This window comes from Pseudomonas sp. Pse79 (assembly GCF_024519615.1).
Lineage (GTDB): Bacteria > Pseudomonadota > Gammaproteobacteria > Pseudomonadales > Pseudomonadaceae > Aquipseudomonas > Aquipseudomonas veronii.
In genome coordinates this window covers 90,952-108,749 of record NZ_JALJRR010000009.1, presented here as the reverse complement: position 1 = coordinate 108,749, position 17,798 = coordinate 90,952, and the positions used below count along the sequence as shown (strand labels likewise).

Annotated in this window: 20 protein-coding genes; 13 read left to right on the top strand and 7 right to left on the bottom strand. The window is 61.3% G+C overall.

Annotated elements, in window-relative coordinates:
* Nucleotides 1–166: 166 nt before the first annotated feature.
* Nucleotides 167–1,219 carry a FliC/FljB family flagellin gene (locus NR164_RS13850; RefSeq protein WP_079444666.1) on the bottom strand — a complete coding sequence of 351 codons (1,053 nt, stop codon included), beginning with the start codon at nt 1,217–1,219 and terminating at the stop codon, nt 167–169.
* A gap of 241 nt (nt 1,220–1,460) precedes the next feature.
* Here NR164_RS13850 and NR164_RS13845 point away from each other — a divergent pair, with 241 nt between their 5' ends.
* The 3 genes from NR164_RS13845 (at nt 1,461) to NR164_RS13835 (ending at nt 3,455) form a co-directional block, all read left to right on the top strand.
* The gene (locus NR164_RS13845; RefSeq protein WP_046382118.1) at nt 1,461–2,285 is read left to right on the top strand and encodes a motility protein A; all 825 of its coding nucleotides are present in this window, start codon (nt 1,461–1,463) and stop codon (nt 2,283–2,285) included.
* On the top strand, nt 2,282–3,052 hold the full coding sequence (locus NR164_RS13840) for an OmpA family protein (RefSeq protein WP_256822859.1): 771 nt from the start codon (nt 2,282–2,284) through the stop codon (nt 3,050–3,052). The genes NR164_RS13845 and NR164_RS13840 overlap by 4 nt, the downstream gene beginning before the upstream one ends.
* A 73-nt stretch (nt 3,053–3,125) precedes the next feature.
* Nucleotides 3,126–3,455 (top strand): hypothetical protein, encoded by a 330-nt coding sequence (locus NR164_RS13835; protein WP_169881805.1) that lies wholly within the window; start codon nt 3,126–3,128, stop codon nt 3,453–3,455.
* Between the two features lie 44 nt (nt 3,456–3,499).
* Here NR164_RS13835 and NR164_RS13830 read toward each other — a convergent pair whose 3' ends face one another.
* Nucleotides 3,500–4,135 (bottom strand): LysE family translocator, encoded by a 636-nt coding sequence (locus NR164_RS13830; protein WP_046382117.1) that lies wholly within the window; start codon nt 4,133–4,135, stop codon nt 3,500–3,502.
* A 166-nt stretch (nt 4,136–4,301) separates the two neighbouring features.
* Here NR164_RS13830 and NR164_RS13825 point away from each other — a divergent pair, with 166 nt between their 5' ends.
* Together NR164_RS13825 and NR164_RS13820 are read left to right on the top strand one after the other, a co-directional pair.
* Nucleotides 4,302–4,673: a PH domain-containing protein gene (locus tag NR164_RS13825; RefSeq protein ID WP_017846739.1), complete on the top strand. Its 372-nt coding sequence runs from the start codon at nt 4,302–4,304 to the stop codon at nt 4,671–4,673.
* A gap of 200 nt (nt 4,674–4,873) precedes the next feature.
* Entirely contained in the window at nt 4,874–5,386 is a 513-nt protein-coding gene (locus NR164_RS13820; protein ID WP_079444668.1) for a type VI secretion system amidase effector protein Tae4, read from the top strand.
* 411 nt (nt 5,387–5,797) lie between these two features.
* On the opposite strand, the gene NR164_RS13810 is transcribed toward NR164_RS13820, so the two are convergent.
* Nucleotides 5,798–6,175: a cytochrome c family protein gene (locus NR164_RS13810; protein ID WP_201021521.1), complete on the bottom strand. Its 378-nt coding sequence runs from the start codon at nt 6,173–6,175 to the stop codon at nt 5,798–5,800.
* A gap of 42 nt (nt 6,176–6,217) precedes the next feature.
* The gene (locus tag NR164_RS13805; RefSeq protein WP_231589867.1) at nt 6,218–6,559 is read right to left on the bottom strand and encodes a demethoxyubiquinone hydroxylase family protein; all 342 of its coding nucleotides are present in this window, start codon (nt 6,557–6,559) and stop codon (nt 6,218–6,220) included.
* Nucleotides 6,560–6,740: 181 nt separating this feature from the next.
* On the opposite strand from NR164_RS13805, the gene NR164_RS13800 reads away from it, so the two are divergent.
* From NR164_RS13800 to NR164_RS13780, 5 genes are all read left to right on the top strand, one after another.
* Nucleotides 6,741–7,121: a response regulator gene (locus tag NR164_RS13800; protein ID WP_046382115.1), complete on the top strand. Its 381-nt coding sequence runs from the start codon at nt 6,741–6,743 to the stop codon at nt 7,119–7,121.
* A gap of 204 nt (nt 7,122–7,325) precedes the next feature.
* Entirely contained in the window at nt 7,326–7,520 is a 195-nt protein-coding gene (locus tag NR164_RS13795) for a hypothetical protein (RefSeq protein WP_046382114.1), read from the top strand.
* Nucleotides 7,521–7,643: 123 nt separating this feature from the next.
* Nucleotides 7,644–9,539, top strand: coding sequence for an alkaline phosphatase D family protein (locus NR164_RS13790; protein ID WP_256822858.1), 1,896 nt, complete (start codon nt 7,644–7,646; stop codon nt 9,537–9,539).
* A gap of 134 nt (nt 9,540–9,673) precedes the next feature.
* A complete protein-coding gene (locus tag NR164_RS13785) occupies nt 9,674–10,675 on the top strand; it encodes a diguanylate cyclase domain-containing protein (protein ID WP_256822857.1) in 1,002 nt (333 codons plus the stop codon).
* 143 nt (nt 10,676–10,818) lie between these two features.
* The gene (locus NR164_RS13780; protein WP_046382111.1) at nt 10,819–12,069 is read left to right on the top strand and encodes an aspartate aminotransferase family protein; all 1,251 of its coding nucleotides are present in this window, start codon (nt 10,819–10,821) and stop codon (nt 12,067–12,069) included.
* Here NR164_RS13780 and NR164_RS13775 read toward each other — a convergent pair.
* The gene (locus NR164_RS13775; RefSeq protein ID WP_126588800.1) at nt 12,066–14,090 is read right to left on the bottom strand and encodes a c-type cytochrome; all 2,025 of its coding nucleotides are present in this window, start codon (nt 14,088–14,090) and stop codon (nt 12,066–12,068) included. The two genes, NR164_RS13780 and NR164_RS13775, sit on opposite strands and share 4 nt — an antisense overlap.
* A gap of 229 nt (nt 14,091–14,319) precedes the next feature.
* Here NR164_RS13775 and NR164_RS13770 point away from each other — a divergent pair, with 229 nt between their 5' ends.
* The 3 genes from NR164_RS13770 (at nt 14,320) to NR164_RS13760 (ending at nt 15,606) form a co-directional block, all read left to right on the top strand.
* A complete protein-coding gene (locus tag NR164_RS13770) occupies nt 14,320–14,553 on the top strand; it encodes a type II toxin-antitoxin system Phd/YefM family antitoxin (protein ID WP_227778728.1) in 234 nt (77 codons plus the stop codon).
* Nucleotides 14,520–14,597 (top strand): type II toxin-antitoxin system YoeB family toxin, encoded by a 78-nt coding sequence (locus NR164_RS13765; RefSeq protein ID WP_141123716.1) that lies wholly within the window; start codon nt 14,520–14,522, stop codon nt 14,595–14,597. The genes NR164_RS13770 and NR164_RS13765 overlap by 34 nt, the downstream gene beginning before the upstream one ends.
* A gap of 292 nt (nt 14,598–14,889) precedes the next feature.
* Nucleotides 14,890–15,606, top strand: coding sequence for a hypothetical protein (locus NR164_RS13760; RefSeq protein WP_046382109.1), 717 nt, complete (start codon nt 14,890–14,892; stop codon nt 15,604–15,606).
* Between the two features lie 59 nt (nt 15,607–15,665).
* Here NR164_RS13760 and NR164_RS13755 read toward each other — a convergent pair whose 3' ends face one another.
* Together NR164_RS13755 and cyoE are read right to left on the bottom strand one after the other, a co-directional pair.
* Nucleotides 15,666–16,760 (bottom strand): pyridoxal phosphate-dependent aminotransferase, encoded by a 1,095-nt coding sequence (locus NR164_RS13755; protein WP_256822856.1) that lies wholly within the window; start codon nt 16,758–16,760, stop codon nt 15,666–15,668.
* 148 nt (nt 16,761–16,908) lie between these two features.
* Nucleotides 16,909–17,796, bottom strand: a complete 888-nt coding sequence (gene cyoE, locus NR164_RS13750) for a heme o synthase (RefSeq protein WP_017846726.1) — start codon at nt 17,794–17,796, stop codon at nt 16,909–16,911.
* Between the last annotated feature and the right edge of the window lie 2 nt (nt 17,797–17,798).

The following is a 17,798-nucleotide window of genomic DNA, read 5'->3' as shown; positions in this document are numbered from 1 at the left end:
GCAGCCTTGTGCAGAGAGATACTAGGCGAAATGCTATCGCGCCACCCTCCCCACCAAAGCCCGGATAAACCCACCTCAATGCCACGATTACCAAAGATTGTGCAGCGAACGCGCACAAAAAAGGGGCTCAGCGTGCGCTGGCCCCCTTCGTACCGCACCGTCGCGATTATTGCAGCAGCGACAGCATTTGCTCCGGCATGGAGTTGGCTTGGGCCAATACCGACGTACCTGCCTGTTGCAGGATCTGGGCGCTGGTCATGGCTGACACTTCGGTGGCGTAGTCCACGTCCTGAATGCCCGAACGCGCGGACGTCAGGTTAGTGGTCGTGGTGGAAATGTTGGTGATCGCCGAGTCGAAACGGTTTTGCACCGCACCCAGGTCCGAACGCATCGAGTCCACCGTGTTCAGGGCGTTGTCGAGGGTGGTCAGGGTGCTGGTGGACTTCTTGGTCACCTCGTTTTCGGTGTCGATGCTGATGCTGGCCGAGGTGGTAGTGCCGCTGGTGGTCAGGGTCACTTCCGCCGCGTAGGTCTTGCCGCCCACGGTCAGGAAGTAGTCGCCGTCGGCGTCGGCGGACAGCGTGCCGGTGGTGACCGTGGTACCGGACTTGTCGACATAGCTGGTGTTGGTCGACGTGATCGCAGTGCCCGAGGAATCCGACAGGGTGCTGGCCGTCAGGGTGGTGTCGTAGCCGTTCACGTTGAAGCTGTCCAGGCCCAGGGTCTTGGCATTGATTTCGCTGAGCTTGATGTCGATGGTTTCGCCATCGTTGGCGCCGACCTGGATGGTGATGGTCTGGTCTTTGGACAGCACGTCCACGCCGTTGAACGCGGTTTGCGAGGAGATACGGTCGATCTCGTCCAGACGCTGGGTGATCTCGTCCTGGATCGATTGCAGGTCGGACTGGGAGTTGGTGCCGTTGGACGCTTGCACCGACAGCTCACGGATGCGCTGCAGGTTGTCGTTCACCTGGTCCAGCGCGCCTTCGGTGGTCTGCGCCAGAGAGATGCCGTCGCTGGCGTTACTGCTCGCCTGCGACAGGCCGGTGATCTGCGAAGTCATGCGGTTGGCAATTGCCTGGCCCGCGGCGTCATCGGATGCGCTGTTGATTTTCAGGCCCGACGACAGGCGTTCGATCGAGGTGCTCAGGCTGTTCTCCGAGGAGTTCAGGTTTTGTTGAGCGATCATGGACGTGATGTTGGTATTGATAACTGACATGGTGCAGTTCCTTTTCGTGGGTGAGCCGCTTGAACAGATGAGAGGCCCGGCGTTGATGCCATCACCGCCGTTGCCGTACAGACAAAGCGAACATCGGCGATCCGATCAGGCGTCTTTAGGCAGCCCCCAAAAAAATTTGCGCAGCCGTCCGATTTCGCCACGCAAAGTGCCTGTATTAGCCGATTTGAATCAGCACCCACCGCGTTATAAAGCCTGCCTTGGCCCACAACAGGAGTGCTGCATGAACCCCTCAACCCTGATCGGCATGCTCGCCAGCCTGCTACTGCTGACGGTGCTGCTCATGTTCAGCGCGCAACAACCCGGCTTGTTCATTGACCTGCCGGCCCTCGGTATTGTGGTGGTCGGCACGTTTGCCGCGACCTTCATCAGCTACCCGCTGCGCGAAGTGCTGCACGTCTTCAGCCTGATCAAGACCGTGGTGCGTCACGAGCGCGAATACACCCAGGAAGACATCGACGAACTGGTGAGCCTGTCGCGCCTGTGGATCGACGGCGACCTGCGCGCGGTGGAGGACGTCCTCGACCGGGTGAAAAACCCTTTCCTGCGCTCCGGCGTGCAACTGGTGATCGACAAGACACCGCTGGACGACATCCTCGACCTGCTGCAATGGCGTATCGCGCGGCTGCGTGCCAAGGAACATGCCGAGGCCCAGCTGTTCCGGGTCATGGCCAGCTATGCGCCGGCCTTCGGTATGCTCGGTACCCTGGTAGGGCTGGTGAACCTGATGTTCGTGCTGGGCGACGGCGACATGGTGACCATCGGCCGACAAATGGCCGTGGGCCTGATGACCACGCTCTACGGCGTGTTGCTGGCCAACCTGCTGTGCAAACCGGTGGCGGTGAAACTGGAACGCCGCACCGAACAGCGCGTGGTGGTGATGAACATGGTGTTGCAGGGCGTGGCGATGATGGCCAACAAACGCAGCCCAGGGCTGATGCGTGAAACCTTGAAGTCGTTCGTGGCCCATTACCAGAACGACTTGCGCGACGAACCGTTGCGCCCGGCGCGCGCCCTGATTGCATTGAAGTGGAAAACCCGGGCATGACGACCATCACCCGCAACCAGGCGGCCGCGATCGCCAGCGGCACGCCGGCCGTCGAAGACCCCGGTGGCGAAACGTGGATGATGACCTACCTGGACATGATGACCCTGCTGCTGCTGGTGACCATGGCCATGCTGGCGTTGGCCGGCAAGAGCCATGAGCTTGCACGGCACAGTGCCAAGTCCAATGGCCCCGCCGTTTTCAGCGTAAAACGCCTGACCACGCTGGACCCGCCGGGTGCGTTGTTGCTGGTGCCTCAGGTGCCGGCCCCCGTTGTGGAACCTGAGCCCGAACCCGAGCCAGAACCCGTCGCTGTCGTTGAGCCCGAGCCGCCCAAGCCCACGACGCAAGACCTGCTCAACGAACTGCCACTGGACAAGCTGGGCAATGACATCGAAGTGGTCACCAACGACAGCAGCGTGAGCTTTCGGATCAGCAGCGAAATCCTGTTCCCTTCCGGCCAGTCCGACCTCAGCCTGGGCGGCCTCGCCGTGCTGCGCCATCTGATCCCTGTACTCGACAGCGTGCCGCACAAAATCATCGTCGCAGGCCATACCGATACTCAAGACATCCGCAACTCGCGCTTCCCCTCCAACTGGGAACTCTCCGGCGCCCGCGCCGGCAGCGTAGTCCGCTACTTGCAAAGCAACGGCATCCAGCCCAACCGTCTCGCCGCCATCGGCTACGCCGACACCCGGCCCCTGGCCGACAACGCCGTCGCCGAAGGCCGCGCCCGCAACCGCCGCGTGGAGCTGATCCTGGAGCGCTGACGCGTGGGTCTTTTTTTTCCGGCGCAGAACAGTGATCATCGCCCTCCCCACCAAACCCCGAGGAAGCGAGACCATGGAATTGACGCTGGAAGCGGTTGCGCTCTTCGCACTGAAACTGGTGTACGAGACCGACGGCAGCAGCCCGGTCTTGCGTGACGATCTGGTGATGGACGGGTACGAGCGGGAAGTGTTTGGGTTACTGGTGCGGCAGCGGGATTTGGCTGCGATTCAACGCAAGATCGAGGAATGCGTGGTGCAGGCGCTGGAGGCACTGGGCGGCGCCCACACGGTGCTGGGGCGGGAGTTGCGGCGGTTGGCGACTGACGTGCAAAACGTCCATCAACTCGACGCACTGCCCACGCCGCTAACCACCCTCAAGGACTATTTGAAAGACATCCTGTGAATCGCTGATCAGCGTGCCCGCCGCGGCCAAAAGCGCATGCCCGGTTAGCGCCGCCCTTCAACCGCCATCCGCACGGCCAAGCCCATCAGCACCGAGCCCATCAGCCAGCGCTGCACCACCTGCCAACCGGGCCGGGTGACGAAAAACACCGCGATGGAGCCCGCCATCATGGCAATCATTGCGTTGACGCTCACGCTGATGAAAATCTGCGTGAAGCCCAGCACCAGGGATTGCGTCAGCACACTGCCGTGGCCGTTCGGGTCGATGAACTGAGGCAGCAACGACAGGTACATCACCGCGACTTTAGGATTCAGCAGGTTGGTCACAAAGCCCATCATGAACAGCTTGCGCGGGCTATCCAGGGGCAGGTCCCGTACCTGAAAAGGCGAACGACCACCCGGCTTGACCGCCTGCCAGGCCAGGTAGACCAGGTACAACGCACCGCCAAGCCGCAGCGCGTCATACGCCAAGGGAACCGCCATCACCAATGCGGTGATACCCAATGCCGCGCACAGCATGTAAACGATAAACCCCAACGCCACCCCGCCCAGGGAGATCATCCCGGCCATGCGTCCCTGGCAAATCGAGCGGGAAATGAGGTAAATCATGTTCGGCCCGGGCGTCAGCACCATGCCGAGTGAGATCAGCGCGTAGGCAAGTAAGCTGGACATATCGGGCATTGTTTAGCTCCTGGATTTTTATTCTGCCGGCGTGAAATCCTTCGCCGACGTTGCAGTGTCAGGCGCCATGGTAGGGCGTTGAAAAGCAGGGCGTTAGATACAGATCCACGAGCAAAACGTCATACACCGGCTGACGATTACCGACTCACTCACCCAGGACAGGCACATGATCGACTTCAACAACAAAGGCTTCTTCAAACTCAAGCAAAACAACGAATACGCCGAACGCGTCGCCGCCCTGCTGCTGGACGGCGAAGAAGTGATCGATGCCTACAAAGCCATGCGCGACGGCGTGGTCTTCACCACCAAGCGCATCATCGCGGTGAACGTGCAGGGGATTACCGGCAGCAAGAAGGACTTCACCTCGCTGCCGTACAAAAACATCGTGGCGTATTCGGTGGAAACCTCCGGGACGTTCGATCTGGATTCGGAGTTGGAGATTTACTTTTCGTCACTGGGGAAAGTGAAATTCGAGTTCACGGGGAAGACTTCGATTGTTGAAATCTCGCGGATCATTTCCAAGCACCTGCTGGCGTGATCAGCGGGCAGAAAAAGACCTTGGCGTTCCAAGGTCTCTTATTACTGCATGCGCGGCTGATTCAATGGATACGGACCATGTGAGTTATACCCTGCAATCAAAACTGACAGGCAAGTAGGACCGTTCTGATTTTATCTGATCCCCCTCTTAAGCAGCAGAGCGTTTGCTATGGTCGCGAAAAAACGCAACGGAAATGCTGAATGCTGACGTTCTATACGCTATGGAAAAACCATCCGGAAATCTTCGGAGACGCCGCCCCGTGCCGAACCAACGGCGCGAAAAATTTCAGCGATCAATGCGCGATCAATCTAGGCGTGGCATTGCGCAGATCTGGTGCCGACCTAAGCAGATTAAGGGGGGTGCGCTATTGTTGGCAGCACCCCAAAAGTGAAGGTCACGTACTGGCCGCAGAGGAAATGGCCAAGGCATTAAGCAGCGCCAATATCCCTGGTATACAGCCCGTAAAGAAGGTAAAGCCTGAAGACTTTGAGGATATGTTGGTCGGGCAGCAAGGCATCATCTTCTTCAAAGATTTTTGGCGCAGGAGGAATGAGACGTTTGGCAATCGCAGTGGTGACCACATTGATTTATGGAATGGACGGCGATTAACGGATTGGCTGAGCTACCCACGAATTCAGTTGGGGTTCTCGATCGAAGGGACGTTCTCGGATTATCACGACTCCAGGGAAATATGGTTTTGGAGGGTTATATGAAGGTATGCAAGGCTGTCGTGTTCGTGTTTTTGGTGGTTGCCGTCGCTGTTGGGGTGTTTAACGGTGTGGTGATGGCGGTGGCGGCGTACTTTGGGCCGTTTTATGAAGGGGATGCGGAGCAGACTCGGAATTTTGGGATTTGGTTGGTGGGGAACGGGGTCACTGTTGTGGGGGCGGTTGTGGGTGGGGTGGTTTGGTATTGCAGGTATTTGGGGCGGGGCTGATGCACCGCGCCCACATTTGAGGGGATGTCCTTATCGGTGTAAGGGCTTCAGAACGACGCAGGTTTTATGTGGGAGTTGTCGAGCCCCAGCGAGGCTGCGATGCAGGCGCTGCGGTCTGGCAGGTGTCACGCGGTGATCCCATCGCAGCCTCGCCGGGGCTCGACAACTCCCACATGGGGTCAGGCGATCACTCAGGTTGAAACGTCGCCAGGTAGGCCAGGATGTTGTCGATCTTTTCCTGATCGCTGATACCCCAGAAGATCATGCGCGTGCCGCTCACCACCTTCTTCGGCGCCTCGATATAGGCCGCGAGTTTTTCCCGGGTCCAGACCACCCCGGAGTTTTTCATCGCATCTGAATACTGATAGTCGGGAGTGGTGCCGGCTGACCTGCCGATGATGCCGTTGAGTTCGGGGCCAAAGCCGCCGCGCGCGCCCTCGCCGATGCTATGGCAGCCGCCGCAGGTTTTGGCGAAGAGCTTGCCACCCGCTTCGGCATCGCCGGCGGCGAAGGCTGCGCCGGTGTTGAGGATCAGGACGAAGGTCAGTAACGCGCGGTATTTCATAAGGGCTCCACATCGGGTGATACGGGTAATTATGCCGGTTTGTCAGGAACGCATGCCCATCCAGATCACCGCTTCGGTCCACGCTGTCACCACCGGCGCCAGCGCCCTGAACCACGGGTCGTCCCGCTCGATCTGCGCGGCAGAGTGATCATGGTGGTGCTGTTCCTCCTCGACGATCGAGGCAATCGCGGCCACGGCCAGCGGGTCGATGTCACGCAATGTGTGGAGTTGATGGGCCAGGTGCCTGAGGACCACACTCTCGACCGCAACCGTGGTGGCAACAATTGCTTTGCGGCCGCACAGGCCGGTGATCAGCCCCAGTACCAGGCCGCCGAGACCGCATAGCCAGTAACTGCGGCAGCGGCGGTAACCCCGTCGTCGCAATTCGGCCTCAAGCAAGCGGACCGGGAGTGGGTGGAAAAGCGCCCGTATCGTGCAGCAGCACCCGGCAAATGCGCAACCTAGACGCGCAAAACGACCATCCATCGCTCAGCGCATATCGGATCGAACCTAATCCGCTCCGCCCCACTCCACCCTACTGAACCCTGATGGTGGAGTAAGGATCATGGCTCAGCCATCGATTTTAGTGCTGGAAGACGACGAAATCATTCGCACGTTAATGGTGGACGTGCTGGAGGATTTCGGCGCACATGTCACCTCGTTTCCTTCGGCGGATGAAGGCATGATCTACCTGGAGCGGGCCGATGACCCGGTGGACCTGATTGTGAGTGATATCCAGATGCCTGGTTTACTCAACGGCTATGACCTGAGTCGCGTGGTGGCCCATCGCTGGCCGTCGGTGCCGGTGCTGCTGACGTCCGGCAACACCGGGCTGGCGGCGCAGCTGGGGGGATCGGTACGCTTCCTGCCCAAGCCGTGGAGCACCGAACATCTGCTCGAATGCGTGCAAACCGCACTGACCCGGCAGGGCGCGTCGATGCATTGATAGCTTCGCGATATCGCTTTGCTCAACGTCACGACGGGCTGGCAGTGGGCTTCGATTTACGGTGCCCACGGTGAATGACGATTCCCACTCCTGAGTAGTCTCGTTTTGACTCAATAGGTTTATAGCGACTGCCTTCTTACCCGCTGTAAGTTCGGTTCGCGTCGACAGTGTTCGCCGCGAACCGAACTTACAGAGGAAACCGTGATGAATATTTTCTACAGCCATCTGAACTTCGAAAATTCGTTTCTGCCGACCTACTTGAACACACAGGTAGACCACCACTCCCCCTCAAAAACGCCCCCTCAGGGAGCGGCCATTGACGTCAATGGCGAGCAGTCGCCTAAAAAAGACCGCGCCGTGAGCGGGCTGGACAGCCTGGGTCGGGGAAACATCATCTGAGGCGCCCGACCAGAGGCTGCCGACCTGCAGCCTCTTCCTCCTTTCGATCCGCCCGGCCTTAACACAATACTGACATCCGCCGGGTTAACCTTCGTGATCATCCTGCGCGGAGCTTTCAACCCTATGCCTCACGCCGGCACCCTGCCCGACGTCCTCGCCGGCCCGCTGCTGCGGCGCCTTGAACCCCTGCGCCTGGTAATGTGGCTGGTGGGGACGCGGCAACTGCCTTTGACCCTCAGGCTGCACGTCGCCGGACAGAGCCGCGACATCGTGCTGGACCAAGGCCAGTGCCAAATCGTGCCGGTGGGGCGCCAGGCCTTTATCCACTTGATCGACATCCCGTTGGACGAGGCCCTGCCCCAGGACGCGCTGATCGGCTACGACCTGCTGATCGACGGGCGCGGCATCGCCCACTGGGCAGCGCACCTGCTCTATTGCGACGCGCAATCGCCGAGTTTCGTGCTGCATAGCCGTATTCATCAACTGGTCCACGGCTCCTGCCGCAAGCCCCATCACCCGGCGGACGAGGGCTTGCTGTGCGTCGATCGCCTGCTGGCCGACGCCCAGACCGCGGCCCAACGCCCGGCATTGTTGATGATGAGCGGCGACCAGGTGTACGCCGACGATGTCGCCGGGCCGATGCTGCGGGCGATTCATGGGCTGATCGCGCGCCTGGGGCTGTTCGACGAATACCTGGAAGGCGCCGTGGTGGACGACAGCACCAGCCTCTACGGGCATCACGCCAGTTATTACCAGCGGGCCGAACTGCTCCCCGCGCTGGACAGCAACGAGACCTTGCGCGAGCGTTTTTTCGGCGGCGTGAAGAAGCCGATTTTCACCAGCAGCACCGCCGACAATCATCTGGTGACCTTCGCCGAAGTGATGGCCATGTATTTGTTGGTCTGGTCCCCCACTCCCTGGACGCTGATCGCGCCACAGCCGCCGCAACTGAACGCCGACGCGCAACAGCGTTATGCCCGCGAACAGGTGCAGATCGATCGCTTCCGCAACGGCCTGCCCGGCGTCGCGCGGGTGTTTGCCCATCTGTCCACGCTGATGATCTTCGACGATCACGACATCACCGACGACTGGAACCTCAGCGCGCAGTGGGAAGAAACCGCCTACGGCCATCCGTTCTCCAAACGCATCATCGGTAACGCGCTGCTGGCTTACCTGCTGTGCCAAGGCTGGGGCAACCAGCCGCAGGTATTTGGCCCGCTGATCAACCAGACCCAGGCGCTTGTCGCCCAGGCACAGCACAACCACCTGAACGCGAGTGCGCAGGATCAACTGCTCGACACGCTGCTGGCCTTCCAACAGTGGCATTACGTGCTGCCGACCACCCCTGCGCTGGTGGTGCTCGACACCCGCACCCGCCGCTGGCGCAGCGAATTCAACCTCAAGCAACCGTCCGGCCTGCTGGACTGGGAAGCCTTGAGCGAACTGCAACAAGCGCTGCTGGACCACCCGTCGGCAATCATCGTCTCCCCCGCGCCGATCTTTGGCGTCAAGCTGATCGAGACCGTGCAAAAAGTGTTCAGTTGGTGCGGCTACCCGCTGCTGGTCGACGCCGAAAACTGGATGGCGCATCGCGGCGCCGCCCAGGTGATCCTGAATATCTTCCGCCACTCCCGCACACCGGGTAACTACGTCATCCTCTCGGGCGACGTGCATTACTCGTTCGTCTACGAAGTGCTGATCCGCCATCGCAACGCCGGCCCCAAGCTCTGGCAGATCACCAGCAGCGGCATCAAGAACGAATTCCCGCCGCGCCTGCTGGAATGGTTCGACCGCCTCAACCGCTGGCTCTACTCGCCGCGCTCCCCACTCAACTGGTTCACCCGCCGCCGCACCATGCAGGTGGTGCCGCATATCCCGGAACACGCCGAAGCCGGTGAACGCTTGTGGAACTCGGCGGGGATCGGCCAGGTATTTTTCAACGAGCAAGGCCAGCCCGAGGCCATTTACCAGCACAACGCCAACGGGAAGGCACCGACGAGGATGCGGGCGCCGAAATAATGGCCCATCGCCACACCTCGACAACCGCACAGTCGCTCTATTCAAAGCGTGCAAGCCCCGTTGTACAGTAGCGCCAGCCACGGAGTATCGGCGTCAATTTGACCGGCCTTGGGGCCCACGCAGGAAGCGCGCACATGGACGATACATCCGGCAACAAACCGTCAACTGACCTCAATGCGGACATGTTGCATGCCGTCATGGAACTGGTCAGCGACGGGGTCTGGGACTGGAACGCGAATACGGGGTTCGTTTACCGCAACCCGGGCTGGTACGAAATGCTCGGTTCCCCCCGCCACTCCCTGGAGAACAGCGTGTTCACCTGGGAGAATATCATCCACCCCGACGACTACTCCCGCGTGATGACGGTGTTCGATGACTACATCAACCGTCGCTCGCCCTATTACCAAACCGAATACCGTTGCCGCAAAAAAGACGGCAGCTACCTGTGGATCGAAGACCGCGGCTATGTGGTTGCGCGTAACCTCGACGGCTCGGTAGCGCGCATGGTCGGCGCCCATCGCGACATCAATACGCGCAAGTGCGCGATCGAACAGCTCGAACGACGCAACCAATCCCTTGAAGCCTTGGTTGCCGAACGCACACGCGAGTTGTCGCGGGTCAACCAGCAACTGCAGTTGCAACTGGACGAGAACCGCTCCCTGGCCGAGCGTGACGCCCTGACCCGCGTGGCCAACCGTTATCGCCTGGAGAAAGTGCTGCTGGAAGAATGTGAGCGCGCCCAACGCTTTCGCCTGCCGTTGGCCCTGGTCGCCATGGATATCGATGACTTCAAGCCGATCAATGATCGACACGGCCACGGCGTCGGCGACCAGACCCTGATGAGCGTCGTGGAGAGCCTGGAGGCCTGCGTGCGCCCCGGTGACTTGCTCGCGCGCTGGGGTGGCGATGAGTTCGTGGTGGTGCTGCCCAAAAGCACCCTGGAGAGCGCAAAAAACCTGGCCGAGCGCATTCGCCAAAGCATGAGCGAAGTCCCCACCGTGGGCGACTTCAAAATCACCCTGAGCCTGGGGGTGGTGGAGCGTCATGCGGGTGAAGGCCCCGACGCCCTGATGGCGCGGGCCGATCAGGCGTTGTATCGCTCCAAGGCGGCGGGGAAGGACATCGTCTCGGAATGAACGCACGGGTTTGTGGCCCCGAACGGCTGCTTGGCAAGCGCTCCTTCCGATTTGGAATGACCCGGCGACTTTATTTCGTTTGCGGCCCGGCCCGGCTCACGGCTTAGATAAAAAGACGCCCGCCATTGCCGAGTCCGAGATTCATGAGCCGCGAAACCATCAGCCAGTCGATTTCCATCGTCCACCCCATCAGCCTCAGCCACGGCAAGAACGCCGAAGTCTGGGACACCGCGGGCAAACGCTACATCGATTTTGTCGGCGGCATCGGCGTGCTCAACCTCGGGCACTGCCACCCGGCGGTGGTCGAGGCGATTCGCCAGCAGGCGACCCAACTGACCCACTACGCCTTCAACGCCGCTCCGCACAGGCCTTACATCGAGCTGATGGATCGTCTGAGTGCATTTATCCCGGTGGACTACCCGGTCAGCGGGATGCTCACCAACAGCGGTGCGGAAGCCGCGGAAAACGCCCTGAAGATCGTGCGCGGCGCCACCGGCCGCACCGCGGTGATCGCCTTCGACGGCGCCTTCCACGGCCGCACCCTCGCCACCCTCAACCTGAATGGCAAGGTCGCGCCCTACAAGCAAAAAGTCGGTGTCCTGCCGGGCCCGGTGTATCACCTGCCCTACCCCAGCGCCGATAACGGCGTGACCTGCGCCGAAGCGCTGAAGGCTATGGACCGCTTGTTCAGCGTGGAAATCGACGTCGACGATGTAGCCTGCTTCATCATTGAGCCGGTGCAGGGTGAAGGCGGCTTCCTCGCGCTGGATATCGCGTTCGCCCAGGCCCTTCGCCGCTTCTGCGATGAGAAAAACATCCTGCTGATCGTCGATGAAATCCAGTCCGGTTTCGGCCGCACCGGGCAACGTTTTGCCTTCTCGCGCCTGGGCATAACGCCGGACTTGATCCTGCTCGGCAAAAGCATCGCCGGCGGTGTGCCGTTGGGTGCTGTGGTGGGGCGCAAGGCGTTACTCGACAACCTGCCCAAAGGCGGGCTGGGCGGCACATATTCGGGCAATCCCATCGCCTGCGCGGCGGCGTTGGCCACCCTGGAGGTGATGACGGATGCACAGTTGCAGGCCTGGGGCACGCGACAGGAAGAGGCCATCCTGCGCCGCTACGAAACCTGGCGCGCGCAACGCCTGTCGCCTTACCTGGGCCGACTGACCGGCGTCGGCGCCATGCGTGGCATCGAGTTGGCCCACGCCGACGGCACGCCCGCGCCCCAGCAACTGAGCCAGTTGCTGAGCTTGGCGCGGGACGCCGGCTTGCTGCTGATGCCCAGCGGCAAGTCGCGGCACATCGTCCGCTTACTGGCACCGCTGACCATTGAGCCGGCGGTGTTGGAGGAAGGCCTGGACATCCTCCAGGCGTGCCTCAAGCAACTGGACTAGTAACGCGCATCCACCGGCTTGCCGCCGTTGGGCCAGTCTTTGACCTTGTCCGGGAAGTCCGGGCGAGGTTGCCCCGAGAAATACGCCGCGACGTCCACCGCTTCCTGGTCGGACAAACCGCCCTGGCCCAACGGGAATTGCTCGTGGAAGCCGATCGGCATGTTGCGTTTGACGAACGCCGCCGCCGTGTAGGTGCGTGCCATGCCGGCGCCGATATTGAACGACTGATCGCCCCACAGCGGCGGGTACACCCGCTCGCCGTCGGCACGCGCCAGGCCCTCACCGTTGTCGCCATGGCACACCGCGCATTGCTTGGCGTAGACCACCTTGCCATTGGCCAGGTCCGGTTTGATCGCCGGGTCGACCTTGCCTACACCGCGCCCGGCCACCTTGTCTTCGGGGCGGGTGTTGTTCTTCATCCAGTCGAAGTACGCAACCATCGCCTGCATATCCGCCGATTGCGGCGGCAACGGTTTGCCGTTCATCGAGCGCCGGAAGCAGCCGTTGATGCGTTCTTCCAGGCTCACCACCTTGCCCGCGCGCGGTGCATAGCTGGGGAAGAAGGCCGACACGCCGACGAAGGGCGAACCGTCCGCCACGGTGCCGGCGTTGAGGTGACAACTGGTGCAATTGAGCGCGTTGCCGACGTTGTCGGGCAGCAATGCCTTGGTTTGCAGGTGCAGGCGCATGCCGCGCACCACCTGGTCGGCGTTCGGCGCCGCGAGCAGGTCGGCCAGGCGCGGGGTTTCGAAAGTGGAGGAGTCGGTCGTGGCCGGGTTGAGCTGATCGCGCAATGTCTTGACCTGCGCGGCGCTGATCGACGTGCCCTGGTTGCCCCAGCGCGTGCGAACGAAACTGAGGATTTCGGCGACCTCCTGGTCCGCCAGCCGGGCAAACCCGGGCATGGTGTAGACCCGTGGGTGAGTGGCCGTTTGTGCGGTCTCCCAACCGGTGAGGGTGATGTGCAGCAGGGATGTCGGGTCGTTCGAGACGATGCTCGGGTTGCCGGCCAACGGCGGGAACAAGCCTTTCACCCCCGCGCCATCACTGCGGTGGCAGTCGCTGCAGAACTGCATATAACCCAGGCCGCCACGGCTGGTGAACAGGTCGGCGGGTGGCGCGGCCGGTGCGCGGGCCACCGACGGCATCGGCAGATCGTCCGGGCCGGGCGGCAGGGATTTCAGATAGCGGGCAATCGCGGTCAGGTCGTCGTCGCTGAAATGCTGGGTGCTGTGGTGAATCACATCGGCCATGTTGCCGGCGACGGTGGCAAAGCGGTTCTGCCCGGTCTTGAGCAGTTGCACGGTGTCTTCCACGGTCCACAGGTTGCGCAGGCTCAGGGCGCGCCAATGCTCGACGGTTTCGCCGGCCAGGTAATGCTGGCCGCCGCGCCCGTCGTCGCTCATGGCCTTTTCCTGGAAGGCGATGCCCCGCGGGGTATGACAGGAGCCGCAGTGGCCCAGGCCCTGGACCAGATACGCGCCACGGTTGAGCTGCGCGTCACGGCCGGGGTCGGGCTGGAACGCTTGCTTGTCGAGAAAGGCGAAGTTCCACAAGGCCAGGCCCCAGCGCTGGTTGAACGGGAAGCCCATGTCCGCCTCGAGGTTGGCCTGCCGCACGGGTTCCACGCCTTGCATCAGGTAGGCGTACAAGGCGCGCATGTCCTCCTCGCTCATCTTGGCGTAGGACGGATACGGCATCGCCGGGTACAGGTTCATACCCGCAGGTGTGACACCTTCACGCATGACCCGGTCGAACTGTTCGAAGCTGTAGGCGCCAATGCCGGTCTCGCGGTCCGGCGTGATGTTGCTCGAATAGATCGTGCCCATCGGCGTGCTCAGCTCCAGCCCGCCGGCCATCGCGTTGCCTGGCTTGGCGGTGTGGCAGGCAATGCAGTCGCCCAATTGCGCGACATATTTGCCGTGTTCGATCAGTGCGGTATCGGCGGAATTGGCGTGCAGGGGTAGCGTCAGACCAAACGTCGCTCCCAGCAAGGCCAGGCGTGACAGAGAAAGCGCCATTGCATTAGTCCTTTAATGACCTCGCGTGGGGAAGCCCCCTCGGCGCAGGTCCGTTGTCGTTTTTATGGGTTCATCAGACCTTTGTGTTGTAACGGGTTTGGCGCTGCGGGGTTTTGATGTGGGTCAGGCTCAAACCGTAAGGGTGCCACCCATTGACCGTTGATAAGGAAACCCTTGAACACATGTACGTATTTCTGGACGTTTCGTACCATCAAGCGAGGACATACCCATGGAAACAATCAACTACACCAATGCCCGTGCCCATCTCTCCGAGACAATGGATCGGGTCAATGACGATCACATCCCGTTGCTGCTCACCCGGCAAAAAGGTGAGCCCGTGGTGATGATCTCGCTATCGGAATTCAATGCCCTTGAAGAGACGGCCCCGAACCACTCAAATACAACCTCAGTGGCTTCTGGTCTCGGCGAATCACCGCCGAACATCGCTTGGTCTATGGCATAGAGGATGATGAGACTCAGGTCTTGATGTGTCGTTATCACTATTAACGAGGAATACCTGTTGAAGCCGACTGCCCTGGTCCGCGCCTGAAAACATCCGACGCTTTTCTGCAGGGAAGCACACTGGCGCTGGCACCATCGATAGTGTCGAGCGGTGCCTGGGCGGGCGGCATGGTGATCGGCAGCCTGTTGGGCATTCGGGTTGACCGTAGGTCTGTTTTGCGGGCGCTGGCCGCGTTGCGTCGCAATAAGGGCATTGTGCTGCCTTGACCTGCCCCCCCTCCCCGCCGAAAATGCCCGACGCTTTTTTGTCCCTGTTTACTGAAGTAGTGAAATTTCAATGCCCGATTCCTACACCGCTGAATCCGCCGAAGAATCCGTAGTCGCCTTGCAATCCAAAGCTGAATACGAAAACGCCATCAATCTTTCACAGCATGTGCCAGCGGCCAAGATCATCAGCGAGATGGTGCTGGACGCGTTCCACACCTCCAAGGAAAGCGACCAGATCCGCGAGTTGCGCGTGGCCATCCGCCAGGCCCACGATGCCTTCGACGACGACAAGGCCTACGACCTGATGGGCCAGCTCAAGCAGCTCAAGGACGCCGAAGCCGCCGACAACATTGCCCTGGAAGACCTGAGCAGCAAGTTCTCGATCAGCCGCATCCTGTCCAGCTTCAAGGACGACCCGGCGTTTCAGGAGCTGGTCTACGGCCTGGCCCTCAAGGTGTTGAACCAGTCCCACCAGGCCATCAGCAACCCGAGCGCCGGCAAGGGCAAGGCCGCGCGGCCGAAGAAAGACGCCGAAGTGTTTGTGATCAGCAAGGATGGCATCAGCGTCACCCTGCCGCTGCGCACGCCGCGCTCGAAGCTCAATGTCGACCGTGAAGCGTTCGAGTTCCTGGGTTTCAGCTTCGTGGGTGAAGGCGATGACGCCGAGCTGGAAGTCGAGAGCTTTGTGGATAACGCCGGCGCCGAACAGCCGTTGAGCCGCAAGAGCGTGATCACGGCGTTGCAGCAGCAGACCGCGTTCGATGGGTACAGCATCGCGCAGCAGTAGTACCGCAGAACCCAATGTAGGAGGGGGATTGCTCCCTCCCACATTGGTTTTGTGTTGGGTTAAACGCTGCGCTGGACCTGCGCCGCAAACACCTCGCGAAACCGCTCCATCTCGTGCTTGTTCCCCACCGTCACCCGCACCCACTGCGGCCAACTCTTCCATACGCGGCCGATCATCACACCTTGCGCGGCCAGTTTCTCGATCACTTGCTCCGCCGGTTGCTTCACGTCGATCATGAAGCAGTTGCTCTGCGACAGCGTGCAGGTGAACCCACGGGCCTTGAGCCAGGCGACGGTCTCCTCGCGCAGTTGCGCGTTCAGGGCCTTGCGTTGCGGCAACAGCTTGACGTCTTCGAGGCTGGCCTGCGCGCCGAGCAAGCCGCTGCCGGCAGGGACGTTATCGCCCCCGAACACCGCGAGGCGTGCCAGCAACGCCGGGGCGCCGATCGCCAGGCCCACGCGCGCGCCGGCCATGCCGTAGATTTTCGAGAAGGTGCGCAACACCAGCAGGTCGTCGTGTTCCTTGACCCAACTGACACAGCTGGGAGCGTCGGCGAAGTCGATGTACGCCTCGTCCACCACCAGCACGCTGCCTTGGGGTTTGTTCGCCAGCGCGTGGCGGATGGCCTCGGTGGACGTCAGGGTACCGGTGGGGTTATTCGGGTTGCACAGGTAGAGCATGCCCGCCTGGGGATCGGCGGCGAGCATCGCGGGGATGTCGTGGGCGTGCTCGGCCGTGAGGCTCACTTCCTGCACCGGCGCCCGGCTCGCCTCGGCCGCCTGGCGCGGCACCTCGTAGGACGGCGTGGCCATCACCAGGCCGCGGTTTTCGCCGGTAAACGCCAACACCGCGTAGCGCAGCGCCGCCATGGAGCCGGAAAACACCGCCACCTGTGCTTCGGCAATCCCCTGCTGCCGGGCAAACAACGCGGCCAGAGCGTACATGTGGCCGTAGGGATAACGCCCGGCCGTGGCAATCGCGTCCTGCATCGCCTCACGGGCGGCGCCCGAGGGGCCGTAGGGGCTTTCGTTATAGTTGAGCCGCACCTTCTCAGCCTTTGCCGGCGGTGGGCTGGCGACTGCCCAGTCCAGGCGCCCTAGCAAGGGCAAGGCCGCGCCCAAGGCGAGAAGGGACCGACGACTAACGCTGACCATGGTGACAACTCCTTGTACGCGGGTAATGGATTCGCACAGCTCGTACAGTGAGGTATGACGAGAAAGGCACCGGCCGATTTAATCCCGCGCCCAAGAAAAAGCCCCGCGCTTCTCACGAAGGCGGGGCTTGTTCACTGCTTGGAACCACTCAGGGCGCGTAGGTCAGCAACAGCTCTCTCGGCACCTGGAAATCCAGGGACATCATCACGCTGAGCGCGGTGATGGTGAAGATCGAGAACACGAACAGCTTGCGTGCCCAGACGGTGTCGTCCACCGCCTTGTAGCCGGTCCAGGCCATGTACAACCAGTACATGCCCATGGCGGCGGCGACGGCAAGGTAGCTCATGCCGGCGTAGCCACTGAAGGTCAACATCAAGGTCGCCACGAGGAAGGCCAGGATGTACAGCAGGATGTGTTTCTTGGCCACCTGGATGCCGCGCTTGACCGGCAGAACCGGAATCGACGCAGCCAGGTAGTCGTTGAAACGGAAGATCGCGATGGCATAGGAATGCGGCATCTGCCACAGGCTGAACATCACCAGCAGCACCAGCGCGGCCATGTCGAAGCTATTGGTCACAGCCACATAACCAATCACCGGCGGCATCGCCCCCGACAGACTGCCCACCAGCGTGCCGTGAACCGACTTGCGCTTGAGGTACAGGCTGTAGAGGCCGACGTAGATGACAAAGCCGATCACGGCAAACAGCGCCGCCAACGGGTTGGCCACCTTGTACAACAACACCACGCCGGCAACACCCAGGACGGTCGCGAACAGCAGTGCCAGTTTCAGGGAAATAAGGCCCTGGACCAGCACGCGATTCTTGGTGCGTTCCATCTTGATATCGATGTCGCGGTCGATGCAGTTGTTGAACACACAACCGGAAGCTACCACCAGGGACGTGCCGATCATGGCGGCCAGGAAGATGGCCAGATCGACATGTCCCTTGGAGGCCAGGAAGAAGCCGCCTGCCACAGAAAGCACGTTACCGAAAATGATCCCCGGTTTGGTGATTTGGATAAAGTGCTTAAGCGACATCG

Excerpts from the sequence above, each read along its gene's own strand:
- NR164_RS13850 (WP_079444666.1), bottom strand. The coding sequence starts at position 1,219 with ATGTCAGTTATCAATACCAACATCACGTCCATGATCGCTCAACAAAAC.
- NR164_RS13845 (WP_046382118.1), top strand. The coding sequence starts at position 1,461 with ATGAACCCCTCAACCCTGATCGGCATGCTCGCCAGCCTGCTACTGCTG.
- NR164_RS13840 (WP_256822859.1), top strand. The coding sequence starts at position 2,282 with ATGACGACCATCACCCGCAACCAGGCGGCCGCGATCGCCAGCGGCACG.
- NR164_RS13835 (WP_169881805.1), top strand. The coding sequence starts at position 3,126 with ATGGAATTGACGCTGGAAGCGGTTGCGCTCTTCGCACTGAAACTGGTG.
- NR164_RS13830 (WP_046382117.1), bottom strand. The coding sequence starts at position 4,135 with ATGCCCGATATGTCCAGCTTACTTGCCTACGCGCTGATCTCACTCGGC.
- NR164_RS13825 (WP_017846739.1), top strand. The coding sequence starts at position 4,302 with ATGATCGACTTCAACAACAAAGGCTTCTTCAAACTCAAGCAAAACAAC.
- NR164_RS13820 (WP_079444668.1), top strand. The coding sequence starts at position 4,874 with ATGCTGACGTTCTATACGCTATGGAAAAACCATCCGGAAATCTTCGGA.
- NR164_RS13810 (WP_201021521.1), bottom strand. The coding sequence starts at position 6,175 with ATGAAATACCGCGCGTTACTGACCTTCGTCCTGATCCTCAACACCGGC.
- NR164_RS13800 (WP_046382115.1), top strand. The coding sequence starts at position 6,741 with ATGGCTCAGCCATCGATTTTAGTGCTGGAAGACGACGAAATCATTCGC.
- NR164_RS13795 (WP_046382114.1), top strand. The coding sequence starts at position 7,326 with ATGAATATTTTCTACAGCCATCTGAACTTCGAAAATTCGTTTCTGCCG.
- NR164_RS13790 (WP_256822858.1), top strand. The coding sequence starts at position 7,644 with ATGCCTCACGCCGGCACCCTGCCCGACGTCCTCGCCGGCCCGCTGCTG.
- NR164_RS13785 (WP_256822857.1), top strand. The coding sequence starts at position 9,674 with ATGGACGATACATCCGGCAACAAACCGTCAACTGACCTCAATGCGGAC.
- NR164_RS13780 (WP_046382111.1), top strand. The coding sequence starts at position 10,819 with ATGAGCCGCGAAACCATCAGCCAGTCGATTTCCATCGTCCACCCCATC.
- NR164_RS13775 (WP_126588800.1), bottom strand. The coding sequence starts at position 14,090 with ATGGCGCTTTCTCTGTCACGCCTGGCCTTGCTGGGAGCGACGTTTGGT.
- NR164_RS13770 (WP_227778728.1), top strand. The coding sequence starts at position 14,320 with ATGGAAACAATCAACTACACCAATGCCCGTGCCCATCTCTCCGAGACA.
- NR164_RS13760 (WP_046382109.1), top strand. The coding sequence starts at position 14,890 with ATGCCCGATTCCTACACCGCTGAATCCGCCGAAGAATCCGTAGTCGCC.
- NR164_RS13755 (WP_256822856.1), bottom strand. The coding sequence starts at position 16,760 with ATGGTCAGCGTTAGTCGTCGGTCCCTTCTCGCCTTGGGCGCGGCCTTG.
- cyoE (WP_017846726.1), bottom strand. The coding sequence starts at position 17,796 with ATGTCGCTTAAGCACTTTATCCAAATCACCAAACCGGGGATCATTTTC.